The organism is Streptomyces sp. NPDC002809, from assembly GCF_040295435.1.
In the GTDB taxonomy this organism is placed as follows: domain Bacteria; phylum Actinomycetota; class Actinomycetes; order Streptomycetales; family Streptomycetaceae; genus Streptomyces.
Map to the genome: position 1 here is coordinate 1 of NZ_JBEOVJ010000033.1, position 18,741 is coordinate 18,741.

Here is an 18,741-nt window from a genome sequence, read left to right on the forward strand (position 1 = left end):
GTCGAACACGCGCTGAGCGCGGCGATGCCGGACCTCTCGGACCTGTTCGAGGTCGGCGACTCCTCGAAGTTCGCCGTCGGCCAGTGGTGGGCCGTGGAGATCGACGCACTGGCGGGGAAGTACGAGAAGGAGATCCAGCGTCTCGTCCAGGTCACCGACGTCGTCGACACGACGCACATCCGGGTCAACTACCAGATCGGCTGGGACCTGGCCGCCGGCCGCACCCTGACCTGGACCCGTGTCGAGCCCGTCGACCGCGCCCACGTCCGCAACATGGTCTTCGAGGGCTGGGGCGAGGACGAGATGACCGGCTCGCACCCGGTCGCCTACGAGTACGCGGTGCGCTGCGACGTCTCCGGCATCGAGGCCGTCGGCACCTTCTGGCCGGTGGTGATGCGCCGCTGGTGCACGTACTACCGCACCGAGCAGTGCTCGCTCACCAACCCGAAGTCCGTCACCTACGGCGGCGCGGGCTACCTCACGCAGCAGATCTACTGCCTGTACGGGCACGTGGAGGACTGTCACACCTCCAACGCCCGTCACCTCAACGACTTCACGGCCTCGGCCTACTGCTACGTCACCAACTGCCACGGCGACGGTGACGACGAGGGCCCGTTCGTGACGCACGGCCAGTTCGAGCACGACCTCGTCTACACCGGCAACTCCGGCCTGATGACGTTCGCCAACTCGGGCGCGGCCTGGGGCGGCAGGGCCAAGCGGATCACCGTCCGGCGGCACGCCTGTTCCTGGTTCGTCGCCCGCGTCAAGATCACCGATCTGACGCTGGAGGACGTCCTGGTCATCGGGAAGCCGTCCCTGGCCGGCTCCGGAATGCTCTGGGTCAACGCGGACGGGGTGCAGATGCGGGGCTGCACGGCCACCGGTCCGCTGATCGTCTCCCGGGCCTCGGACCTCTCCGCCCGCCCCAACGTCATCGCCGACTCCTCCTTCGCCTTCGCTGCGGGCGCGGAGATCACCCAGGCCAACGTCACCGCCCCCCTCACCCTCCAGCGCACCACGCTGAAGGGCGTCGACGGTGCCGTGTTCAACGGCACCGGGCCGCTCGTCCTCGACCAGTGCACGCTGACCGGCTCCAAGGACACCGCCCCGGTCTCGCTCGCCCACTCCGACGTCACCGTGCTCGGTGGCGAACTCCGGGACAGCGGACTGAAGTTGACGGCGGCCAAGGATCAACGCCTCCGCATCGACGGAACGCGGCTGTCCGGGACCAACAAGGACGGCGCCCTGCTCACGCGTGCCGGCTCCGGCCGCACCGTCGACTGGCAGCTCACCGGCCTCGACTCGACCGCGCCCGAGGGCACCGCCCATGTGCTGGTCACCGAGGGCACCAACCGCTACCGGGCCACCGGCTCCACCTTCACCGGTGGCCGGATCGAACTCCGGCCCGCGGCCTTCGGCGGCGCCGGCCATCTGCTGCACACCGGCTGTGTCGAGGACGGCGCCGAGCGCACCGCACTGCCGGAGGAGGGCGACCGCGTCGCCCACACCGCGGCCACGCTGCGCTTCTGATCACCCCGTCCGTCGAGCACCACCGAGCACCAGGGATTCCCCGTGTCCACGCATACCCCGATCACCGGCCGGCCCGTCCGGGTCGCGCTCGTCGGCGCAGGCAACCGCGGTCTGACATACGCCGAGTGGATCAAGGCGCACCCCGAGCGCGCCGAACTCGTCGCCGTCGCCGATCCGCGCCCCGCGGCGCGGGCCGCCGCCGGCGCACCGGTCGAGTTCGACGACTGGCGGCCGCTCGTCGACAACCGCATCGCGGACGCCGTCATCGTCGCCACCCAGGACCGCTTCCATGTGGAGCCGGTGCTGGCCCTGGCCGAGGCCGGCTACGCGATCCTCGCCGAGAAGCCCCTCGCCCCGACGGAGGAGGAGACCCGCCGGATCGTGGAAGGGGTGGAGCGGGCCGGGGTCCTGTTCGCGGTGTGCCACGTCATGCGGTACACCCCGTACACCGACCTGGTGAAGGAGGTCGTGGACTCCGGTGTGCTCGGGCAGCTGGTCTCGATCGACCATCTGGAGCCGGTCGGCTGGTGGCACTACGCCCACAGTTACGTACGCGGTCCCTGGCGCAGCGAGAAGGACTCGTCGCCGATGCTGCTCGCCAAGTCCTGTCACGACCTGGACTGGATCACGTACATCATGGGCGGCCGGATCGAGCAGGTCACCGGCTTCGGCGGGCTGAAGCACTTCCGGCCCGAGAACGCCCCGGCGGGGTCAGCGGACCGTTGCCTGGACTGCGCGGTGGAGTCCGGCTGCCCGTACAGCGCGCTGAAGCTGTACATGCCGACGCTGCGCGAGAAGGGCGCGGTCTGGCCGGTCACCCATGTCACCGAGGCGACCGACGAGGCCGGTCTCGTACAGGCCCTGCGCGAGGGCCCGTACGGGGTCTGCGCGTACCGCAGCGACAACGACGTGGTCGACCACCAGGTCCTCGCCATGCAGCTGTCGGGCGGGGTGACCGCGACCTTCCAGATGGTGGCGTTCACCGAGCAGACCCACCGCCAGACGCGGATCTTCGGTTCGCACGGCTGGATCGTCGGTGACGGTGAGCGCGTCACCGTGCAGGACTTCCGGACCGGCGAGTCCACCGTCCACGAACTCGGCACGTCCGGGTCGAACGCGGCGGACGGGCACGGCGGCGGGGACGCCGCGCTCGTCGAGGCGTTCGTCACCGCCGTCGCCACCGGTGACTCCGGGGCGGTCCGCTCCGGCCCCGCCACCTCGCTCGGCAGTCATCTCGCGGCGTTCGCCGCCGAACGCGCCCGGCACACCGGCACCGTCCAGACGGTCCCGGCGCAGTGACTCCCCCTCTTCCCACCCTCACGTCCTCGGAGGACCACCTCATGTCCCGTCTTCTCACCCGTCGTTCCAGAGTCCGCGCCCTCGCCGCCCCCGTCGTGGCGACCGCGCTCGCCGCCGGTGTGCTGGCCGGCTGTTCCGGCAGCGGCGACGACGGCAACACCGTCACCATGTGGACCTACCCGGTCATCTTCGACGAGGCCAAGAACAAGGCGTACTGGGACGGCCTGGTCAAGGCCTTCGAGAAGGAGCACGCCGGCGTCACGGTGAAGGTGGAGACCTTCCCGTGGGCCAACCGCGACACCGCGCTGGCCACCGCGATCGCCTCCGGCAAGGGCCCGGACGCGGTCTACCTGATCCCGGACCAGCTGCCGAAGTACGCCAGGAACATCGTCGCGGCCGACGAGTACATGCCGGCCGACGCCAAGTCCGACTACACGGACTTCGCGCTGAAGTCCGTCACCGTCGAGGGCAAGGCGCTCGCCACCCCGGTCCTGACCAGTGCCAACCCGCTGATCTGCGACAAGCGGGTGTTCGACGACATCGGGGAGAAGACCTATCCGACGAGCTGGGCGGACCTGGAGGCGCTGGCCCCGAAGCTGAAGAAGAAGGGCTACTACGCCACCAGCTACAGCGGCGACACCCAGCAGACGCTGAACATGACCTTCTACCCGCTGCTGTGGCAGGCCGGCGGCGACGTCTTCTCCGAGGACGGCAAGACCGTCACCTTCAACGACGCCGCCGGAGTCAAGGCGCTGACGTACCTGAAGAAACTGGTGGACGGCGGCTACACCGACAAGGACCTGGTCACGACCACGCCCAAGCTGGAGCAGACCCCGACCGCCAAGGGCAAGGTCGCCTGCACCTGGCAGAACACCCCGGCGGATGTCGAGCCGTTCTGGGGCAAGGAGAACATCGTGGTCCAGCCGCCGCTGAAGGAGACCGCATCGGTCGGCTACGGCACGGTGGGCGCTCTGTCCATGCTGAAGGGCGCCGACAAGAAGAACACCGGCGACTGGCTGAACTTCGTCGCCGAGTCGAAGAACACGGCCGGCCTGCAGAAGGCCGCGGGCTTCTTCCCGGCCCGTGAGTCCGGCGGCGACCTGTACCCCGACGACGCGCTCCAGACCGCCGTCGGCGCCACTCTGCCGAGCATGAACGTGGGCCCGCTGCAGGACAAGGCCCGTGAGGTCCAGGGCCTGCTCGCGCCGGAGATCCAGGCGGCGCTGCTCGGCAAGAAGAGCCCTCAGGACGCACTGGACGCCGCGCAGAAGGCCGCGCAGGCCATGCTCGGCCGCTGATCAGCCGCGATCAGCCGTCGAGACCGCTGATCGGCCGTTGATCGGCCGTTGAGACCGCTGATCGACCGCTGATCGGCTGTTGATCGGCCGTTGAGACCGCTGATCGACCGCTGATCGGCCATAGATCGGCCGTTGCGGGGCCGGGCCTCCCGGCCGAACCCGGGCCCCGGCCCCGCAACCCCACGGGGGCACTGCCCCCGGACCCCCCGCAATCCCCCCGTACCGCAAGGAGATCCCCGTGGCAGTCGTCGCGGAACCCACCCGCCGGGGCCGTCGCAGCGGGCCGCAGGCGCGCCGCGAAGCCCGGATCGGCCTGCTCTTCGTCCTTCCGTGCTTCCTGCTCTTCCTCGCCTTCCGCTTCGGTCCGGGTGTCGCCGGTGTGCTGATGAGCTTCACCGACTACTCCCTCACCGGCGGCGGCAGCTTCATCGGGCTGGACAACTTCACCCGCCTGTGGAACGACCCGCTGTTCTGGCAGGCGCTGAAGGTCACGGTCCTCTACACCGTGCTCGCCGTGCCCGGCACACTCATCGCGTCGGTGTCCCTGGCGCTGATCACCCGGCGCGCCTTCCGTGGCGCCAAGTTCTTCCGCTCGGTGTTCTTCCTGCCGGTCGTCACCTCACTGGTGCTGGCCGCGACCGTCTTCGTCTGGATCTTCTCGACCGGCGGCCCGTGGTCCACCCTGATGGGCTGGTTCGGAATGTCCGAGGGTTCCTGGCTCTCCGACGACGTGCTGGTGCTGCCCGCGCTCGCGATCGTCGGCGTCTGGTCCCGCTTCGGCTACGGGATGCTCATCCTGCTCGCCCGGATGCAGGACATCCCGCGGGAGCTGGAGGAGGCCGCCCTCACCGACGGGGCCGGCCCGTGGCAGCGGTTCCGGTACATCGTGCTGCCGCAGCTCAAGCCCGCCCTGTTCTTCCTCGCGGTCATCGAGACGACGGCCTCGTTCCAGGTCTTCGACGCCGTGTACACGATGACCGGCGGCGGACCCGCCAACGCCAGTTACACGCTCGTCTTCCAGCTCTACGACGCGGGCTTCAAGTACTTCGACCTGGGTTACGCCTCCGCCATCGGTGTCGCGCTCTTCGTGCTGACCGTGGTGGTCGCCGTGATCCAGCGGCTCGTGATCGGGAAGGACCAGTGACCATGACCGCAGCACCCGCAGAGACGAAGGCCCCGCCCGTCGGCCCGGCCTCCGCGCCCCCGGACCGGGCCGCTCGCCGGGCCGAACGCAGACTGCGCAAACTCTCCGAGCAGGACACCGTCCCGTACGGCATGCGCCCCACCCGCACCGGCCGCATCGCACGCGGTGTGCTGCTGACGGTCGCCGCGCTCGTCACGGTCTTCCCGTTCTACGCGATGGTCGTGCTCTCCCTGAAGCCGTCCGCGGCGGTCGACTTCCCCGGAAGTCTGCTGCCGTGGCCGCTGACCGGCGAGGCGTACGACACCGTCATGGGCGCCCAGGACGTGCCGCGCTGGCTGTTCAACACGCTGGTCTACTCAGTCGTCTCGGTCGTCGGCGTGCTGCTGCTCGCCTCCCTCGCCGGGTACGCCTTCGCCAAGAAGCGCTTCCCGGGCCGGGAGGCGATGTTCTGGTCGTTCCTGTCGATGGTGATGGTCCCGTACCACGTCACGATGATCCCGACCTTCGCGATGATCGCGAAGATGGGCGGCGTGGACACGTACTGGGGACTGATCGTGCCGACCCTGGCCAACGCGCAAGCGGTGTTCCTGATGCGGCAGTTCATCCAGGGGCTGCCGGACGAACTCTTCGAGGCGGCACGGCTCGACGGCTGCAGCGAGTGGCAGATCTTCTACCGGATCGTGCTGCCGCTGCTGAAGCCGATCCTCGCCACGCTCGGCGTCTTCGTCTTCCTCTGGCACTGGAACGACTTCCTGTGGCCGCTGGTCATCGGCCAGTCCACCGACATGCGCACCCTCACCGTCGGCATCGCCTCGCTCCAGCAGCAGAACGTGCCGCTCAATGTGGTGCTCTCCGGCTCCGTCATCGCGTTCGTGCCCATCTTCGCCGCGTACATGGTGGGCCAGCGCTACTTCACCGAGGGCGTCACCGCGTCCGGAATCAAGGGATAGCCACACATGTTCACCGATGAGGCCGCGCTCGAAGAGCGGCTCGCCACCCCCTCCCCCGCGCTCGTCGCCGATCTCGGCCGCCTCGAAGGCGATCTGCTGGTGCTCGGCGCGGGCGGCAAGATGGGCCCCAGCCTGTGCCGGCTGGCCCGCCGGGCGCTGGACGCCGCGGGCCGTACGGACGTGACCGTGTACGCGGTCTCCCGCTGGTCGGACAAGGCCGCGGCCGGGGAGCTGGAGGCGGCCGGGGTCCGTACCCTCGCCTTCGACCTGATGGACCCGGCCGCCGATCTGACCGCTCTGCCCGACGCCGGCAACGTCGTCTTCATGGTCGGCGCCAAGTTCGGTTCCGCCGGCGCGCCTTCGCACGCCTGGGCGGTGAACGCCGCGATGCCCGACCGGGTGGTGCGGCGCTGGCCGGATGCGCGGATCGCCGCGTTCTCCACCGGCAACGTCTATCCGCTGGTGCCGGTCTCCTCCGGCGGCTGCACCGAGAGCGACCCGGTCGGGCCGGTCGGCGAGTACGCGATGTCGTGCCTCGGCCGTGAGCGGATCTTCGGCCACGCGGCACTGACCCGCGGCACCAGGGTCGCCAACATCCGCCTCAACTACGCGGTCGACCTGCGCTACGGCGTCCTCGCCGACATCGCGTACCGCGTACGGGCCGGGGAGCCCGTCGACGTGACGACCGGTCATGCCAACGTGGTGTGGCAGGGGTACGCCAACGAGGTCGCCCTGCGCGCCCTGTCGCACGCCACCGACGGCGAGGCGTTCACCCTCAACCTCACCGGCCCCGAGACCGCGTCGGTGCGCCGCATCGCCCAGTGGTTCGGCGCGGAGTTCGGCCGTGAGCCGGTGCTCGCCGGTACCGAGGCGCCCACCGCGCTGCTCTCCGACGCGAGCCGCTGCCACGCACTGTTCGGCTACCCGGACGTCGCGCTGCGCACCCTCGTCGAATGGCAGGCCGACTGGCTGCGCCGGGGGCTGCCGCTGTCCGGCAAGCCCACCAAGTTCCAGGTACGTGACGGAAGGTTCTGATCCACTCCATGTCCACTCCCTCCCTCCGGTCCACGCCCGCGCTGGAACTGCTCGCCCGGGGCGCGGCCATCCCCGCACACCCGCTCGCGCTGCACGCGGACGGCACCTTCGACGAGCGCCGGCAGCGCGCGCTGACCCGGTACTACCTCGCGTCGGGCGCGGGCGGCGCCGCCGTCGCCGTGCACACCACCCAGTTCGAGATCCGCGAGCGGGAGGTGGGCCTGTTCCGGCCCGTGCTCGAACTCGCCGCCGAGACGATCGACGCCGAGGCCGGCCGCCCGTTCGTGAAGGTCGCCGGTGCCTGCGGCTACACCGCCCAGGCGGTATCGGAGGCCGAGACCGCCGCCGCGCTCGGCTACGACGCGGTGCTGCTCAGCCCTGCCGTGCCCGGGGCGGACGAGAAGGGGCTGCTGGAGCGGGCGCGGGCGGTCGGCGAGGTGCTGCCGGTGATCGGCTTCTACCTCCAGGAGGCCGTCGGCGGACGGTACTTGTCGCCCTCCTTCTGGTCGGCGTTCACCGATCTGCCGAACACGGCCGCGGTGAAGATCGCCCCGTTCGACCGCTACCGCACCGCCGATGTCGTCCGGGCGGTCGCTGCCGCCGACCGGGCCGACGAGGTGGCCCTGTACACCGGCAACGACGACGACATCATCGGCGATCTGCTCACCCCGTACGAGACGGCCGCCGGCACCCCGCGCTGGTTCGCGGGCGGGCTGCTCGGCCAGTGGGCGGTGTGGACGAGTTCCGCCGTGACGCTGCTCGACGACGTCCGCCGGGCCCGCGCCGGGGATCACCGGGCGATGGTCCGCTGCCTGGCCCGCCGCTCCGAGCTCACCGACGCCAACAGCGCGGTCTTCGACGTACGGGGCGCGTTCCGCGGCTGTATCGCCGGGGTGCACGAAGTGCTGCGCCGGCAGGGCCTGCTGGCGAACATCCGCTGCCTGGACCCGGCCGAGACGCTCTCCCCCGGACAGGCCGACGAGATCACCCGGGTGGCCGCGGCCTACCCTTGGCTGACCGATGACGCCTTCGTTGCGGAGCACCTCGATGCCTGGCTCTCCTGAACCCGCCGACCGCTCCTCACGGGTCGTCGTCGCCGTACCGCCGGGCCTGCGCGCCCAGTTCTTCACCGCCGAGGTGTGGCAGGAGCTGGAGCGGGCGGCCGAACTCACCGTCGTCGACGACCACTCCGACCGGGCGGCGGTCGCGGCCGCGCTGCCCGGCGCCCGCGCGCTGATCACCTCGTGGCGGGCGCCGAAGGTGGACGCGGAACTGCTGGCGCACGCGGACCGCCTGGAGCTGGTGGCGCACACCGGTTCGGCTGTCGCCCCCTATGTCACCGAGGACGTGTTCACGCGCGGCATCCTGGTCACGCAGGCCGGTGACGAGATGGCCCGCCCGGTCGCCGAGGTGGCGCTCGCCTTCACCCTGTCCCTGCTCCACCGCATCCAGCGCTTCGACCACGCCCTGCGCGGCGGGCTGGAGTGGGCGGCGGCGAGCGAGGCACCGCCGCGCCACGAGATCCACGGCAGCGACATCGGCGTGATCGGCGCCTCCCGCACCGGCCGCGCCTACATCCGGCTGGTGCGGGCGATGGGGGCGAGGGTGAGCGTCACCGACCCGTTCCTGTCCGAGGCCGACGCCAAGGCGCTCGGCGTGACGCCCGTCCCCCTGGAGACACTGCTCTCACGCAGCCGGATCGTGGCCGTGCACGCACCGGTCACCGAGGAGACCCACCGGATGATCGGCGCCGCGCAGCTGGCGCTCATGCCGGACGGGGCGGGCCTCGTGAACACCGCCCGGTCGTGGCTCGTCGACGAGGACGCGCTCCTCGCCGAACTGGCCACCGGCCGGCTGGACGCGGCGATCGACGTCTTCGACGCCGAGCCGCTGCCCGCCGGCCACCCCTTCCGTGCGCTGCCGAACGTGCTGCTCACCCCGCACCAGGCGGCGGGCAGTGTCGAGTGCCGGCAGCGGCTGGGCACCAGCGCCGTCAACGAGGTGCTGCGGCTGCTCGCCGGACGTCCGCCGGTCCACGCCGTCACCGCCGACGCCCTCGCGCGGCTGCACTGACCCCTTTCCCTAACCCGTCCCGTCAGGAGATCTCACCGTCATGCGCCTGATGCGCGTCGGTCGCATGCGACCGACGCGCATCGTCGGACCGGGCCATGAGCATCGTCGGGCCGGACCATGAGCACCGTCGGCTCTCCCTCGACGGATGCACCGAACAGGTCGGCCCCGGCGCCTCGACCTCTCAGGAATGACCGGGCATCAGGCGGCCGGCTGCCGACCGGTGCCGGTGCGGGCGCCGGCACGAAGTGCGGCCAGGCCGCGCCGCCTTCGGTGCCACCGGGAGGACTGCGGTGCCACCGGGCAGGCTCTGCCGGGACCGCGCCCGTCGGCACCACCGCGAGCGGCGCCCCGCCCATCCACCTGGCACCGATCACGGGAAGGCCAAGCACGACCGGCGCAGTCGGGGACATAACAACCCGACGTCATGAGCCAGTTGACCTTGAGCGGGGGCGTAGGGACGAGCCTGATCCTGGATCTGGTCAGGCACTGTCGGCGCGGTTAGGCTCCCTCTTGGTCACCACGTTGTCGGTGATCACCGCAACCTCTCCCGGACTGCGCGGCAGCGGAGCTGTGTGCTGCCGCACTCAGGGCGAGTCGTTGCGGACGCGAGTTCGGCCCGCCGGGTGGTTCGTTTCGCGTCACGGCTCGGACGGGTGGCCAGGAAGGGCGTGTGATGGACGACATGAGCTCGGTGTTCGCCGAGGTGGACGCATTGCGGAACGGGCTCCCGGAGCGTGCTTCGTACCGGTCCGAGGCAACTCTGAAGGAACTGGCCCGCCAGATCGAGAACACCCGGAGTCTTTCCCGGCAACCGGCCGCTCAGGCCTTCCTGGAGGACATCCACTCGTTCACTCCCGGTGAGCGTCTGAGCGCCACGAAGGGACACATCAACAGCCGTCGGGACAACCATCTCTTCTCGCTGTTCGACGCTTCGTACTTCCCGAAGCTGTCCCTGGACTACCTGACCTACGAGGAACTGCCCGCGGACGCGCACCTGGCCGAGCGGTACGCCAGCAGCACCGCCCCGGTGCGCATCACCGGGCGGTCGGCCGGATTCCGTTCCCGGGTGGTCGTGGCGCTCTTTCCGGAGAATCACATCGACGGGCTTCAGGACCCGGACGACCTCGTCTTCTACTTCATCGACAAGTTCGTGGAGCGGCACAACCGGATCACCCGGGGAATGATCGACGCGGTGATGGCCAAGGGCAGCTTCCCGCTGATCCAGGGGGCCCCGGACGCGACGATCGAGCAGGCCTCGTCCTGGTGGGTTCGGCTGCACGAGTACCACCACCGGCAGGGCGACATGCCCATCCCGGACTTCCTCGACGCGAAGAAGTACAAGCCGCTGGCCGGGCTCGAGGAACTGCGGGTGGACGTCTCCGCGATGCTGGCGCTGCTGGGCGACGAGAACCTGCCCCGCGAAGAGGCGCTCACCACCTACGAGTACATCCTGTCGGAACGGCTGCTGCGCTACGCGGTGGAGGGCATACCGCGGCCGAACTACGACGCGGTGGCTTCGCAGTTGCTCTTCGGGTATCTGCAGAAGCACGAGGGCATCCGGGTCGAGGACTCGGTCATTCACCTGAGCCCGGACATCCCCGAGGTGCTGGCGCAGTTCCTCGCCGAGATCCACGCCATCGAGGCGCACATCCGGCAGGAGCCCGTGGCGGCGGTCCGCAAGCGGCTGATCGCACTCACCGACAAGTACACCGACTACGACCCGGTGGCCCGTGACTACCGCTACGTGCCGTTCTTCGCCGAGGTCAAGCAGAAGCTGGGCATCTGAGGGGCTGTCCCGTACTCCCCGGTGGATTACGGGACGGCCTTCGGGCCCGGGCCGGACAGGTCCGGGCCCAGGGCCCCTCGGGGCTGTCCACAGGAACTCACCAGTATCAGGAGTGTTTGTGACCACTGCCGTTGAACTCTCCACCGCCGACCGCGACGCGCTCGACGAACGGGTGGACAAGGAGATAGACAGAGCGCGTCTGCGCCGTGCCGACAACAGCTTCTTCGGCAAGGCGCGGAGCGTGGATTCCGTCACCCCGCAGGGCGCGCTCGACATCGCCGTCTGGTGGCGGGTGATGACGAAGAGTTTCATGTTCAGCACTCTCGCCGGACTGGGCACCATGGCCCGTACGTTCTCCACCCGGGAGGCACCGACGCGCGATCTGCTCGGCGCCTTCCAGACGGTGTACCAGGTCATCGGTGACGACTTGGACAACGCGGCCCCGGAGTTCAGCGCGGTCGCACCGACGGGCCCCGCGGGTATTCACTACATCTGGTGGGACGACACCATCGTCGCGCCACTGGCCTCGCGGCTGGGCCCGGCGGCGCAGCGGAGCGCGGAGGACCTCCCCGGCCCCGTGGCCGACCTGCTGACGAACATGGAGCGGCTGGCCGACTCCCCGCTGGGCGCCGCCGTCCAGCTCCGGGTGGTGGAGACCATCGCGCTGGACATCGCCGTGGGCTTCCGCCGGATGTACTCGAAGGTGTGGGTGGACGGGGAGAAGGTCTTCGGCGAGACCTCTCAGTTCGCCTGGATCGATGCGCACATCAAGGCGGAGACGGTGCATGCCGCACAGGTCAGCGACGAGGAGACCGGCATGACGATGATGGTGACCACGGAGGCGGAGGCCGCCGAGTTCGAGCGGCTGGTCGGGGAGTACGTGGACAGCTGGTCCGGTGCGCTGGAGTGCTTCGCGGGCAGGCTGGCCGGGGCTCCTCCGGTGTCCGCCGCGGCGACGGCCTGAGCGGGAGAGACCGTTGGAGGTCGTCGACCGATACGGTCTCGCGCTGGCGCTGGTCGAGGCCGGGGAACTGGCGGACGAGCCCTGGCTCGACGCCGGTCACCCGGTCGACGTCGTACGGGTGCCGAATCCGCCCGCGGCGAGCTGGGACGAGCTCGCCGCCCGGGGGTTCGTGCACAAGCCGTCCGTGGTCACCTGGGTGTCCGAACTGGGCCCCGACGAGGACGCGCACCTGGCAGGGCTGCACCGCCTGGCCCGCAAGTCGATACGGCAGGCCCGGCGCGACGCGGCCTCGGCCGGCCTCCGGATCGTGCTGGAGGATCCGGTGACGCCGGGTTCGCTCGACGGGTTCTTCGCGCTCTACGAGGACCGGGTGGCCGAGATGCGGTTCGGTGTGCCCTTCGCGCTGGACTACCGGGACGCGGTGCTGCACGGGCCGCGGAGGTTCTTCGGTGTCTTCGGCTACGAAGGTGACGAACCGGTCGGCGGCGTACTGGTGCTGGAGTGCCCTGAGGTGGACCTGCTGGTGCTCCGGTTCTCCGCGGTCAGCGCCCGGTGGCGCCGGTCCAGCCTGGCCCGCACGCTCTACCTTGCGGCCATGCAGGCCGGGCGGGACCGGGGATACACCCGGGCGTCCATGGGGAACGAGCCGAACCTGCTGGGCCATCTCACCCAGCCGGGCCTGCTCCGGTTCAAGACCGGGATGGGTTTCCGGGCGGTGCCCTCGCAGGAGTGCGCCGATCCGCAGGGCGGCGACGAGGCGGATCTCGTCCTGCGACTGGACGCGCTGAGCGATCCGACCATGATCCTGGGCTACGCCTCGCAGGACGTCCGGGACTCGAACCCGGGAGGCGCACGGCTGACGGGCCATCTGATCAGCAAGGCCCCCGTGGATCCGACGCTCTACCACGCGCCGTTCCTGACGTCCGTGACCGTGCGGGCCCCCGGCGCCGCGCCCGGGTTCTCCCCGGGCCGCACGCCACCGGAGTGACCGGGACTCCCTGTCCGGACCGGACAGGGAGTCCCGTGCGAGGCCGGTGATCCCGTACGGGGTTTCCCGGCGCCACCGCGCCGGCCGCGGCCTCCGCCGTGGCGTCCAGGGCCCCGAGCGTCAGACCTTCGCGGCGATGCTCTCCTCGACCCAGTCGTACACCCCGCCCAGCACCTGCCGGTGCTGCTCCCGCCCCATCAGGGCGAGGAAGCCGGGGATGGGGTTGACCTCGAGAATCACATAGCCGTCCGGGGTCGGCAGGATGTCCAGCCCGGCAAGCGTCATTCCCATGGCGCGCGTGGCCCGCAGTGACAGGTCGACCAGCTCGTCGGGCGCGTCGAAGCGCTCGTAGCTCGCACCCTCCACCGTCTTGCAGCGCCAGGAGCCGGCTGCCGGGAGCTTGAGGACGTTGAGCGGGGTGGCCTCGCCCGCGACGACGATCCGGAACTCGCCGCCCTCGGTCGGGAAGTACGGCTGACACACCAGGGTGGGGAAGCGGGAGAGCAGGTCCTCCGCGGTCTCCTTGCCGGCGACCGGGTCGACCACGCGCTCCACGTCGATCCCGCGGTAGCCGAAGGAAGGCTTGAGGATCACCGGCCCCCACTCGGCGCAGGCGGCCTCGACGTCCGCGAGTGACGTCACGGACCGCACCGGCGGTACCGGAAGCCCGGCCGCCGCCAGCCGTTGCGCCATGAGGAATTTGCTGTATCCGGTGACCCAGACGTCCGCCGGGTCGAACAGGCTGACCCCGGGGACGTTGCTCAGCATGCTCAGCCGCTCAACCCGGTCCTGCCAGTCGTCACCGTAGAGCTTGCACCGGTTGATGATGGCCTGAAACGACTCCGCGGGCTCGCCGCGCAGCGTCAGCGTGGGGCCCGAGGGACCCGGGCGGTACGCCATGTCCTCCAGCGTGAAGAACGAGGTCTCGTGTCCCCGCTCGCGCCCGTACTCCACCAGATGGTGGCCGTCGGGGTCGATCCCGGAGTAGTCCCACCCGAGCAGACCGATTCTCACGCCGCCTCCATGAACTCACGTGCCGCGCCGCACACAGGTCGCACTCCAGTGCTGATCGAGCGATCCTGACCTGCGCGCCGAAGGTATGTCAAGGGAGAACACCGCGGCCGGAGTTGAGATGTATGGCTACTGAAACGGTACGCACGCACAGGGCTTCCGCGACCCTCCGTAATCCTCTAGGCTCAGCCGCTCGATCGCGTTGCGCATGGGGGGTTACTCGATGACGAGAGGTGCCGCGGTGGGTAAGTGGGACACGTTGGTCCGGCCTGGACCGGACATCGACGCCGCGTATCGGGCGGCGGGCTGGTGGCGGGAAACGACCTTCCTGGACGACCTCTCCGCGGCGGCCCGCGACCGGGGGGACCACCCGGCCGTGATCGGGTACGAGGGCCACAGCCCGGCCAAGGAGATCAGCTATGCCGAACTCCAGGTCCTCGTCGAGAGGTTCGCGGCCGCGCTGAGCGAACTCGGCGTGGGGCGTGGGGATGTGGTGGCGCTCTACCTCCCCAACCGCTGGGAACTGACTCCGCTGTATCTGGCCTGCCACCGCGTGGGCGCCGTGGCCACCCCGGTGATCCCCGCCCTGGACGTACGCGAACTGGGTTATGTCCTGCGGGAGAGCGTGGCGAAGGTCTGCGTCACCGTGGACCGCTTCCAGGACGTCGACTACGGCGCCCGCCTCCAGGAGGCCGCCCCGCCGACGCTCGCGCACCGGGTGGTGTGCGGCGACGCCGAGCCGACCGGCGCGCTGGACTTCGACGCGTTCTTCGTCCGTACGCCCTGGGAGGAACGCCGGAGCGTGGACGAGGCCGACCGACTGGGCCCCGACGAGCCGGCGTTGCTGCTCTACACCTCGGGTACCACCGGCCGCATGAAGGGCGTGGTGCACAGCCAGAACACCCTGCACGCGGCGGTGCTGGCGGTCTCCGTGCCGCACGGGCTGACCGGCGACGACGTCATCTCCATCCCCAACTTCGCCACCCACATGGCCGGGCTTTCGTACGCCTGCTACATGCCGGTGCTGCTCGGTGCCACCTGTGTCGTGCAGGACGTGAACCGGGACATGGAGCTGTTCCTCGACCTCGTCGCGCGGCATCGCGTCACCTGGGCGTACGCCTCGCCCGTCTATCTCCTGGACATGCTGGACGTGCAGGCCCAGGCGCCCCGGGACACGTCGAGCGTGGTGCAGATCGTCTCCGGATCGGCGCCGATCCAGCCGCAGTTGATAGCCCGGATGCGGGAGGTCTTCGACATCCCGGTGCGGGCCCTGTGGGGCATGACGGAGAACGGCGCGGTCACCGTCACCCGGGCCGACGACCCGGAGGGCTGGGCGGGCCACAGCGACGGGCGCTCGGAGCCGTCGATGGAGCTGCGGATCGTGCCGACGACGGACACCGAGGGCGGCACCGACACCGGTGGCGGCCGGCTGCTGGTGCGCGGCGCCTCGCAGTGCCTGGGCTATCTCGGCCAGCGCGAGGTGTACGAGGCGTGTCTCGACGAGGACGGCTGGTTCGACACCAGTGACCTGGCCCGGGACGACGGCCGGGGTGGCATCCGCATCGTCGGCCGCTCCGTCGACCAGGCCGTACGGGCCAACGGCCAGAAGGTCTCGACGCTCGAGGTGGAGTCGGTGCTGGTCCGGCACCCGGGCGTGCGGGAGGTGGCGCTCGTGGGCTATCCGGATCCGCGCATGCCCACCGCCGAACTGGTCTGCGCCGTGGTGGTGGCCGAGGGGGAACCGCCCACGCTGGCGGAACTCCGCGGGCATCTGGCGGAGGAGAAGATGGCCGAAACGCTCTGGCCTGACCGGGTCCAGTTCGTCTGGGAGCTGCCCAAGAACTCCCTGGGGAAGATCCTCCGCCATCCGCTGCGCAAACGCCTTGAGGTCGAATACACCACGCACCGATGACAGCGGCCCCGCAGGCGCCGCGGACTCCCCCGGACGGGAACGCCACGGTGGACTCGGCCGCGGGCCCCGGCCCGGGAACGGCCGGGTCGCGGCGGCGAGCGGTGGCGCTCGCCGTCATCTCCGTGGCGCAGCTGATGTTCCTGCTGGACGCCACCATCGTCAATGTCGCGCTGCCCGACATCCAGGGCTCGCTGCGGCTGAGCGGCTCCGACCTGGAGTGGATCGTCGCCTCGTACTCCGTCGCCTTCGGCGGGCTGCTGATACTCGGCGGGCGGCTCGGCGACATCCTCGGGCGGCGGCGGATGTTCACGACGGGGATGGCGCTGTTCACCGTGGCCTCGCTGCTCGGCGGGTTCGCGCAGGAGCCGTGGCTGTTGATCGTCTGCCGTACCTTGCAGGGTGTCGGTTCCGCGGCCGCCTCGCCCGCCGCGCTGTCGCTGATCGCGGTGACCTTCCCGCAGGGGCGTGAACGCGACCGGGCCGTGGGCTGGTACACGGCCGTGGCCACGGCGGGCGGCGGTGTGGGGCTGCTGGCCGGGGGCGTGATCACCGCGTATCTGTCCTGGCGCTGGGTGATGTTCGTGAACGTACCGATCGGGGCAGTGGTCCTCGCCCTCTCCTGGCGGGTGCTGGGCGAGACGCCCCGGCAGCGCGGCAGGTTCGACGTGTCCGGAGCGCTCACCGGCACTCTGGCCGCGCTGCTGCTGGTGCACGGCCTGATCAGTGGCGCATCGGAGGGCGGGCACTGGACCGACCCGTCGGTACTCGTGGCGCTCGGCGCGGCGGCCGTGCTGCTTCCGGCGTTCGTGGTGATCGAGAGACGCGGCAGCCAGCCGCTGGTGCCGCTGCGGCTGTTCGCCGGCCGGACCAGGTGCGGCACGTATGCGGTGCTGGCGCTGACCAACACCGCGATGTTCGGCATCTTCTTCTTCCTCACTCTCTTCCTCCAACAGGTCTGGGACTACAGCCCGCTGGACACCGCGTTCGTCTACATTCCGCTGACCTGCCTGCTGGTCGCCGGTGCGAAGGCCTCCTCACGGCTCGTCACGTTCCTCGGTGCTCGCGCGCTGGTGTGCTGGGGCCTGCTGGCCGCCTCCGCCGGAATGATCTGGCTCTCCCGGATCGGGGAGTCCGGGGGGTACGCCACCGGGATGCTGGTGCCCACCGTGCTGACGTACGCGGGACTCGCCGTGACCGGCGTGCCGCTGACGCTGGCCGCGCTGGCGGACGTGGCCGACGAGGACTCCGGCGCCGCCTCGGGACTCCTCAGCATGGCCCGGCAGATCGGTGGCGCGATCGGGTTGGCCGTGCTGGGCACCGTGGTCTGGTCGACGGTCGGTGGGGCGGCGGACACCACCTCCGCCGAGGACGCGCTCGCCGAAGGCATCGGCCGCGGCTTCCTGGTGGCGGGCGGAGTCGCCGTGCTGTCGCTGCTGGTGGCGTTCTTCACCATGCCCCGGCACGCCGCCGTGCCCGGAGAGCGGGCCGAGCCCGGAGACTCAGCCCCGGCCAAGGGCGCCGGCGAGCGGGGGAAGGGGTGAGCACCTCGTCCGCGTCAGCCGGTACGGCCGACTTCCTGATCATCGGCAGTGGCATCGCGGGCGCCGCCGCCGGATACTTCCTCGCCCCGCACGGCCGCGTCGTCCTCCTGGAGGCCGAACGGTCGCCGGGCCTCCACTCCACCGGACGCTCCGCCGCGCTGTTCTCCGAGTACTTCGGGAACGCCACCGTACGGGCGCTGACCTCCGCTGCCCGCAGCTTCTACGAGGCCCCGCCGGACGGATTCACCACGGTCCCGCTGCTCACCCCGCGCGGCGTGCTCGCCCTGGAAACGCCGGGCACCGCCCCGCAGTTCGAGGCCGCCCGGGCAGCCGGGGCCACCGCGCCGCAGCCGGTCGTCGAGCTGGACCGGGAGCGGGCGCTGGAACTCTGCCCGGTGCTGCGCCCCACGGCCTTCGGCCGCGCGCTGTACAAGCCGGGCGCCTGCGACATCGATGTGGACGCCGCCCACCAGGGCTTCCTGCGGGGGCTGCGCGCCGGCGGCGGCAGCGTGGTGACCGGCGCCCGGGTCCGGGCCCTGCGCCGGCAGGCCGACGGCTGGCGGGTCTCCACAGCGGCGAGGGAGTACACCGCGCCGGTCGTGGTGAACGCCGCCGGCGCCTGGGCCGACGACGTGGCGCGGCTGGCGGGCGTACGGCCGGCGGGGCTCGTGCCGCGCCGCCGCACCGCCGCGCTCGCCCGGATTCCGGTCGGGGGCCACGGAGACGGTGAAGGCTCCGGGGGCGCCGCCCTCCGGGCGGCGGACGTATCGGGCTGGCCCATGATCACGGATGTGGCGGACACCTTCTACGCCAAGCCGGAGTCCGGCGGTCTGCTGCTCTCCCCGGTGGACGACACCCCCGCACCGCCCGGCGACGCCCGCCCCGACGACCTCGACGTCGCCACCGCCGTCGAACGCTTCGAACGCGTGGCCACCCTCCGTCTGCGGCACATCAGCCACGCCTGGGCCGGCCTGCGTACCGCCGCCCCGGACGACACACCCGTCATCGGTCCCTGCCCCAGCACGTCCGGCTTCCACTGGCTGGCCGGTCTGGGCGGCTACGGAATCCAGACCGCCCCCGCGGCCGGTGCGCTACTGGCCGCACTCGTCACCGGAAACCCACCCCCGTCTGCGCTCGCCGAGCTGGTCACGGACCTCACTCCCGACCGTGACCACGGATCCGAACGCGAGAAGCGGTGAACCCGCTCCCT

General features: G+C 70.9%; 15 protein-coding genes. 14 read left to right on the forward strand and 1 reads right to left on the reverse strand.

Annotated features, from left to right (window positions below):
* The 11 genes from ABT025_RS20510 to ABT025_RS20560 all read left to right on the forward strand — a co-directional run.
* The coding region (locus tag ABT025_RS20510) for a peptidase C14 (RefSeq protein ID WP_350996157.1) at window positions 1-1,530 on the forward strand (1,530 nt) is incomplete at its 5' end.
* 42 nt (window positions 1,531-1,572) lie between these two features.
* Window positions 1,573-2,829, forward strand: a complete 1,257-nt coding sequence (locus ABT025_RS20515) for a Gfo/Idh/MocA family protein (RefSeq protein ID WP_350996160.1) — start codon at window positions 1,573-1,575, stop codon at window positions 2,827-2,829.
* A gap of 41 nt (window positions 2,830-2,870) precedes the next feature.
* Window positions 2,871-4,127, forward strand: coding sequence for an ABC transporter substrate-binding protein (locus ABT025_RS20520; RefSeq protein ID WP_350996163.1), 1,257 nt, complete (start codon window positions 2,871-2,873; stop codon window positions 4,125-4,127).
* 238 nt (window positions 4,128-4,365) lie between these two features.
* Complete coding sequence (locus tag ABT025_RS20525; protein ID WP_350996166.1) at window positions 4,366-5,271, forward strand: carbohydrate ABC transporter permease; 906 nt, start codon at window positions 4,366-4,368, stop codon at window positions 5,269-5,271.
* Between the two features lie 2 nt (window positions 5,272-5,273).
* A complete protein-coding gene (locus tag ABT025_RS20530) occupies window positions 5,274-6,221 on the forward strand; it encodes a carbohydrate ABC transporter permease (RefSeq protein ID WP_502971991.1) in 948 nt (315 codons plus the stop codon).
* 6 nt (window positions 6,222-6,227) lie between these two features.
* Window positions 6,228-7,256, forward strand: a complete 1,029-nt coding sequence (locus ABT025_RS20535) for an NAD-dependent epimerase/dehydratase family protein (RefSeq protein ID WP_350996169.1) — start codon at window positions 6,228-6,230, stop codon at window positions 7,254-7,256.
* 8 nt (window positions 7,257-7,264) lie between these two features.
* A complete protein-coding gene (locus ABT025_RS20540) occupies window positions 7,265-8,320 on the forward strand; it encodes a dihydrodipicolinate synthase family protein (protein WP_350996172.1) in 1,056 nt (351 codons plus the stop codon).
* The gene (locus ABT025_RS20545; protein ID WP_350996175.1) at window positions 8,304-9,329 is read left to right on the forward strand and encodes a hydroxyacid dehydrogenase; all 1,026 of its coding nucleotides are present in this window, start codon (window positions 8,304-8,306) and stop codon (window positions 9,327-9,329) included. The genes ABT025_RS20540 and ABT025_RS20545 overlap by 17 nt, the downstream gene beginning before the upstream one ends.
* A 673-nt stretch (window positions 9,330-10,002) precedes the next feature.
* Window positions 10,003-11,115 (forward strand): DUF6421 family protein, encoded by a 1,113-nt coding sequence (locus ABT025_RS20550; RefSeq protein ID WP_350996178.1) that lies wholly within the window; start codon window positions 10,003-10,005, stop codon window positions 11,113-11,115.
* Between the two features lie 118 nt (window positions 11,116-11,233).
* Window positions 11,234-12,079 (forward strand): DUF6202 family protein, encoded by an 846-nt coding sequence (locus tag ABT025_RS20555; RefSeq protein WP_350996181.1) that lies wholly within the window; start codon window positions 11,234-11,236, stop codon window positions 12,077-12,079.
* Between the two features lie 13 nt (window positions 12,080-12,092).
* Window positions 12,093-13,067: a GNAT family N-acetyltransferase gene (locus tag ABT025_RS20560; RefSeq protein WP_350996184.1), complete on the forward strand. Its 975-nt coding sequence runs from the start codon at window positions 12,093-12,095 to the stop codon at window positions 13,065-13,067.
* 120 nt (window positions 13,068-13,187) lie between these two features.
* Here ABT025_RS20560 and ABT025_RS20565 read toward each other — a convergent pair whose 3' ends face one another.
* Window positions 13,188-14,081 carry an ATP-grasp domain-containing protein gene (locus tag ABT025_RS20565; RefSeq protein ID WP_350996187.1) on the reverse strand — a complete coding sequence of 298 codons (894 nt, stop codon included), beginning with the start codon at window positions 14,079-14,081 and terminating at the stop codon, window positions 13,188-13,190.
* 238 nt (window positions 14,082-14,319) lie between these two features.
* Between ABT025_RS20565 and ABT025_RS20570 the strand changes: the two genes are divergently transcribed.
* Genes ABT025_RS20570 through ABT025_RS20580 form a run of 3 tightly spaced genes read left to right on the forward strand, consistent with a single transcriptional unit; the run spans window position 14,320 to window position 18,730 of the window.
* Complete coding sequence (locus ABT025_RS20570) at window positions 14,320-15,990, forward strand: AMP-binding protein (protein WP_350996194.1); 1,671 nt, start codon at window positions 14,320-14,322, stop codon at window positions 15,988-15,990.
* Window positions 15,987-17,531, forward strand: a complete 1,545-nt coding sequence (locus tag ABT025_RS20575; RefSeq protein ID WP_350996197.1) for an MFS transporter — start codon at window positions 15,987-15,989, stop codon at window positions 17,529-17,531. Before ABT025_RS20570 ends, ABT025_RS20575 begins: the two co-directional genes overlap by 4 nt.
* Window positions 17,528-18,730 carry an NAD(P)/FAD-dependent oxidoreductase gene (locus ABT025_RS20580; protein ID WP_350996200.1) on the forward strand — a complete coding sequence of 401 codons (1,203 nt, stop codon included), beginning with the start codon at window positions 17,528-17,530 and terminating at the stop codon, window positions 18,728-18,730. Before ABT025_RS20575 ends, ABT025_RS20580 begins: the two co-directional genes overlap by 4 nt.
* Window positions 18,731-18,741: the final 11 nt, after the last annotated feature.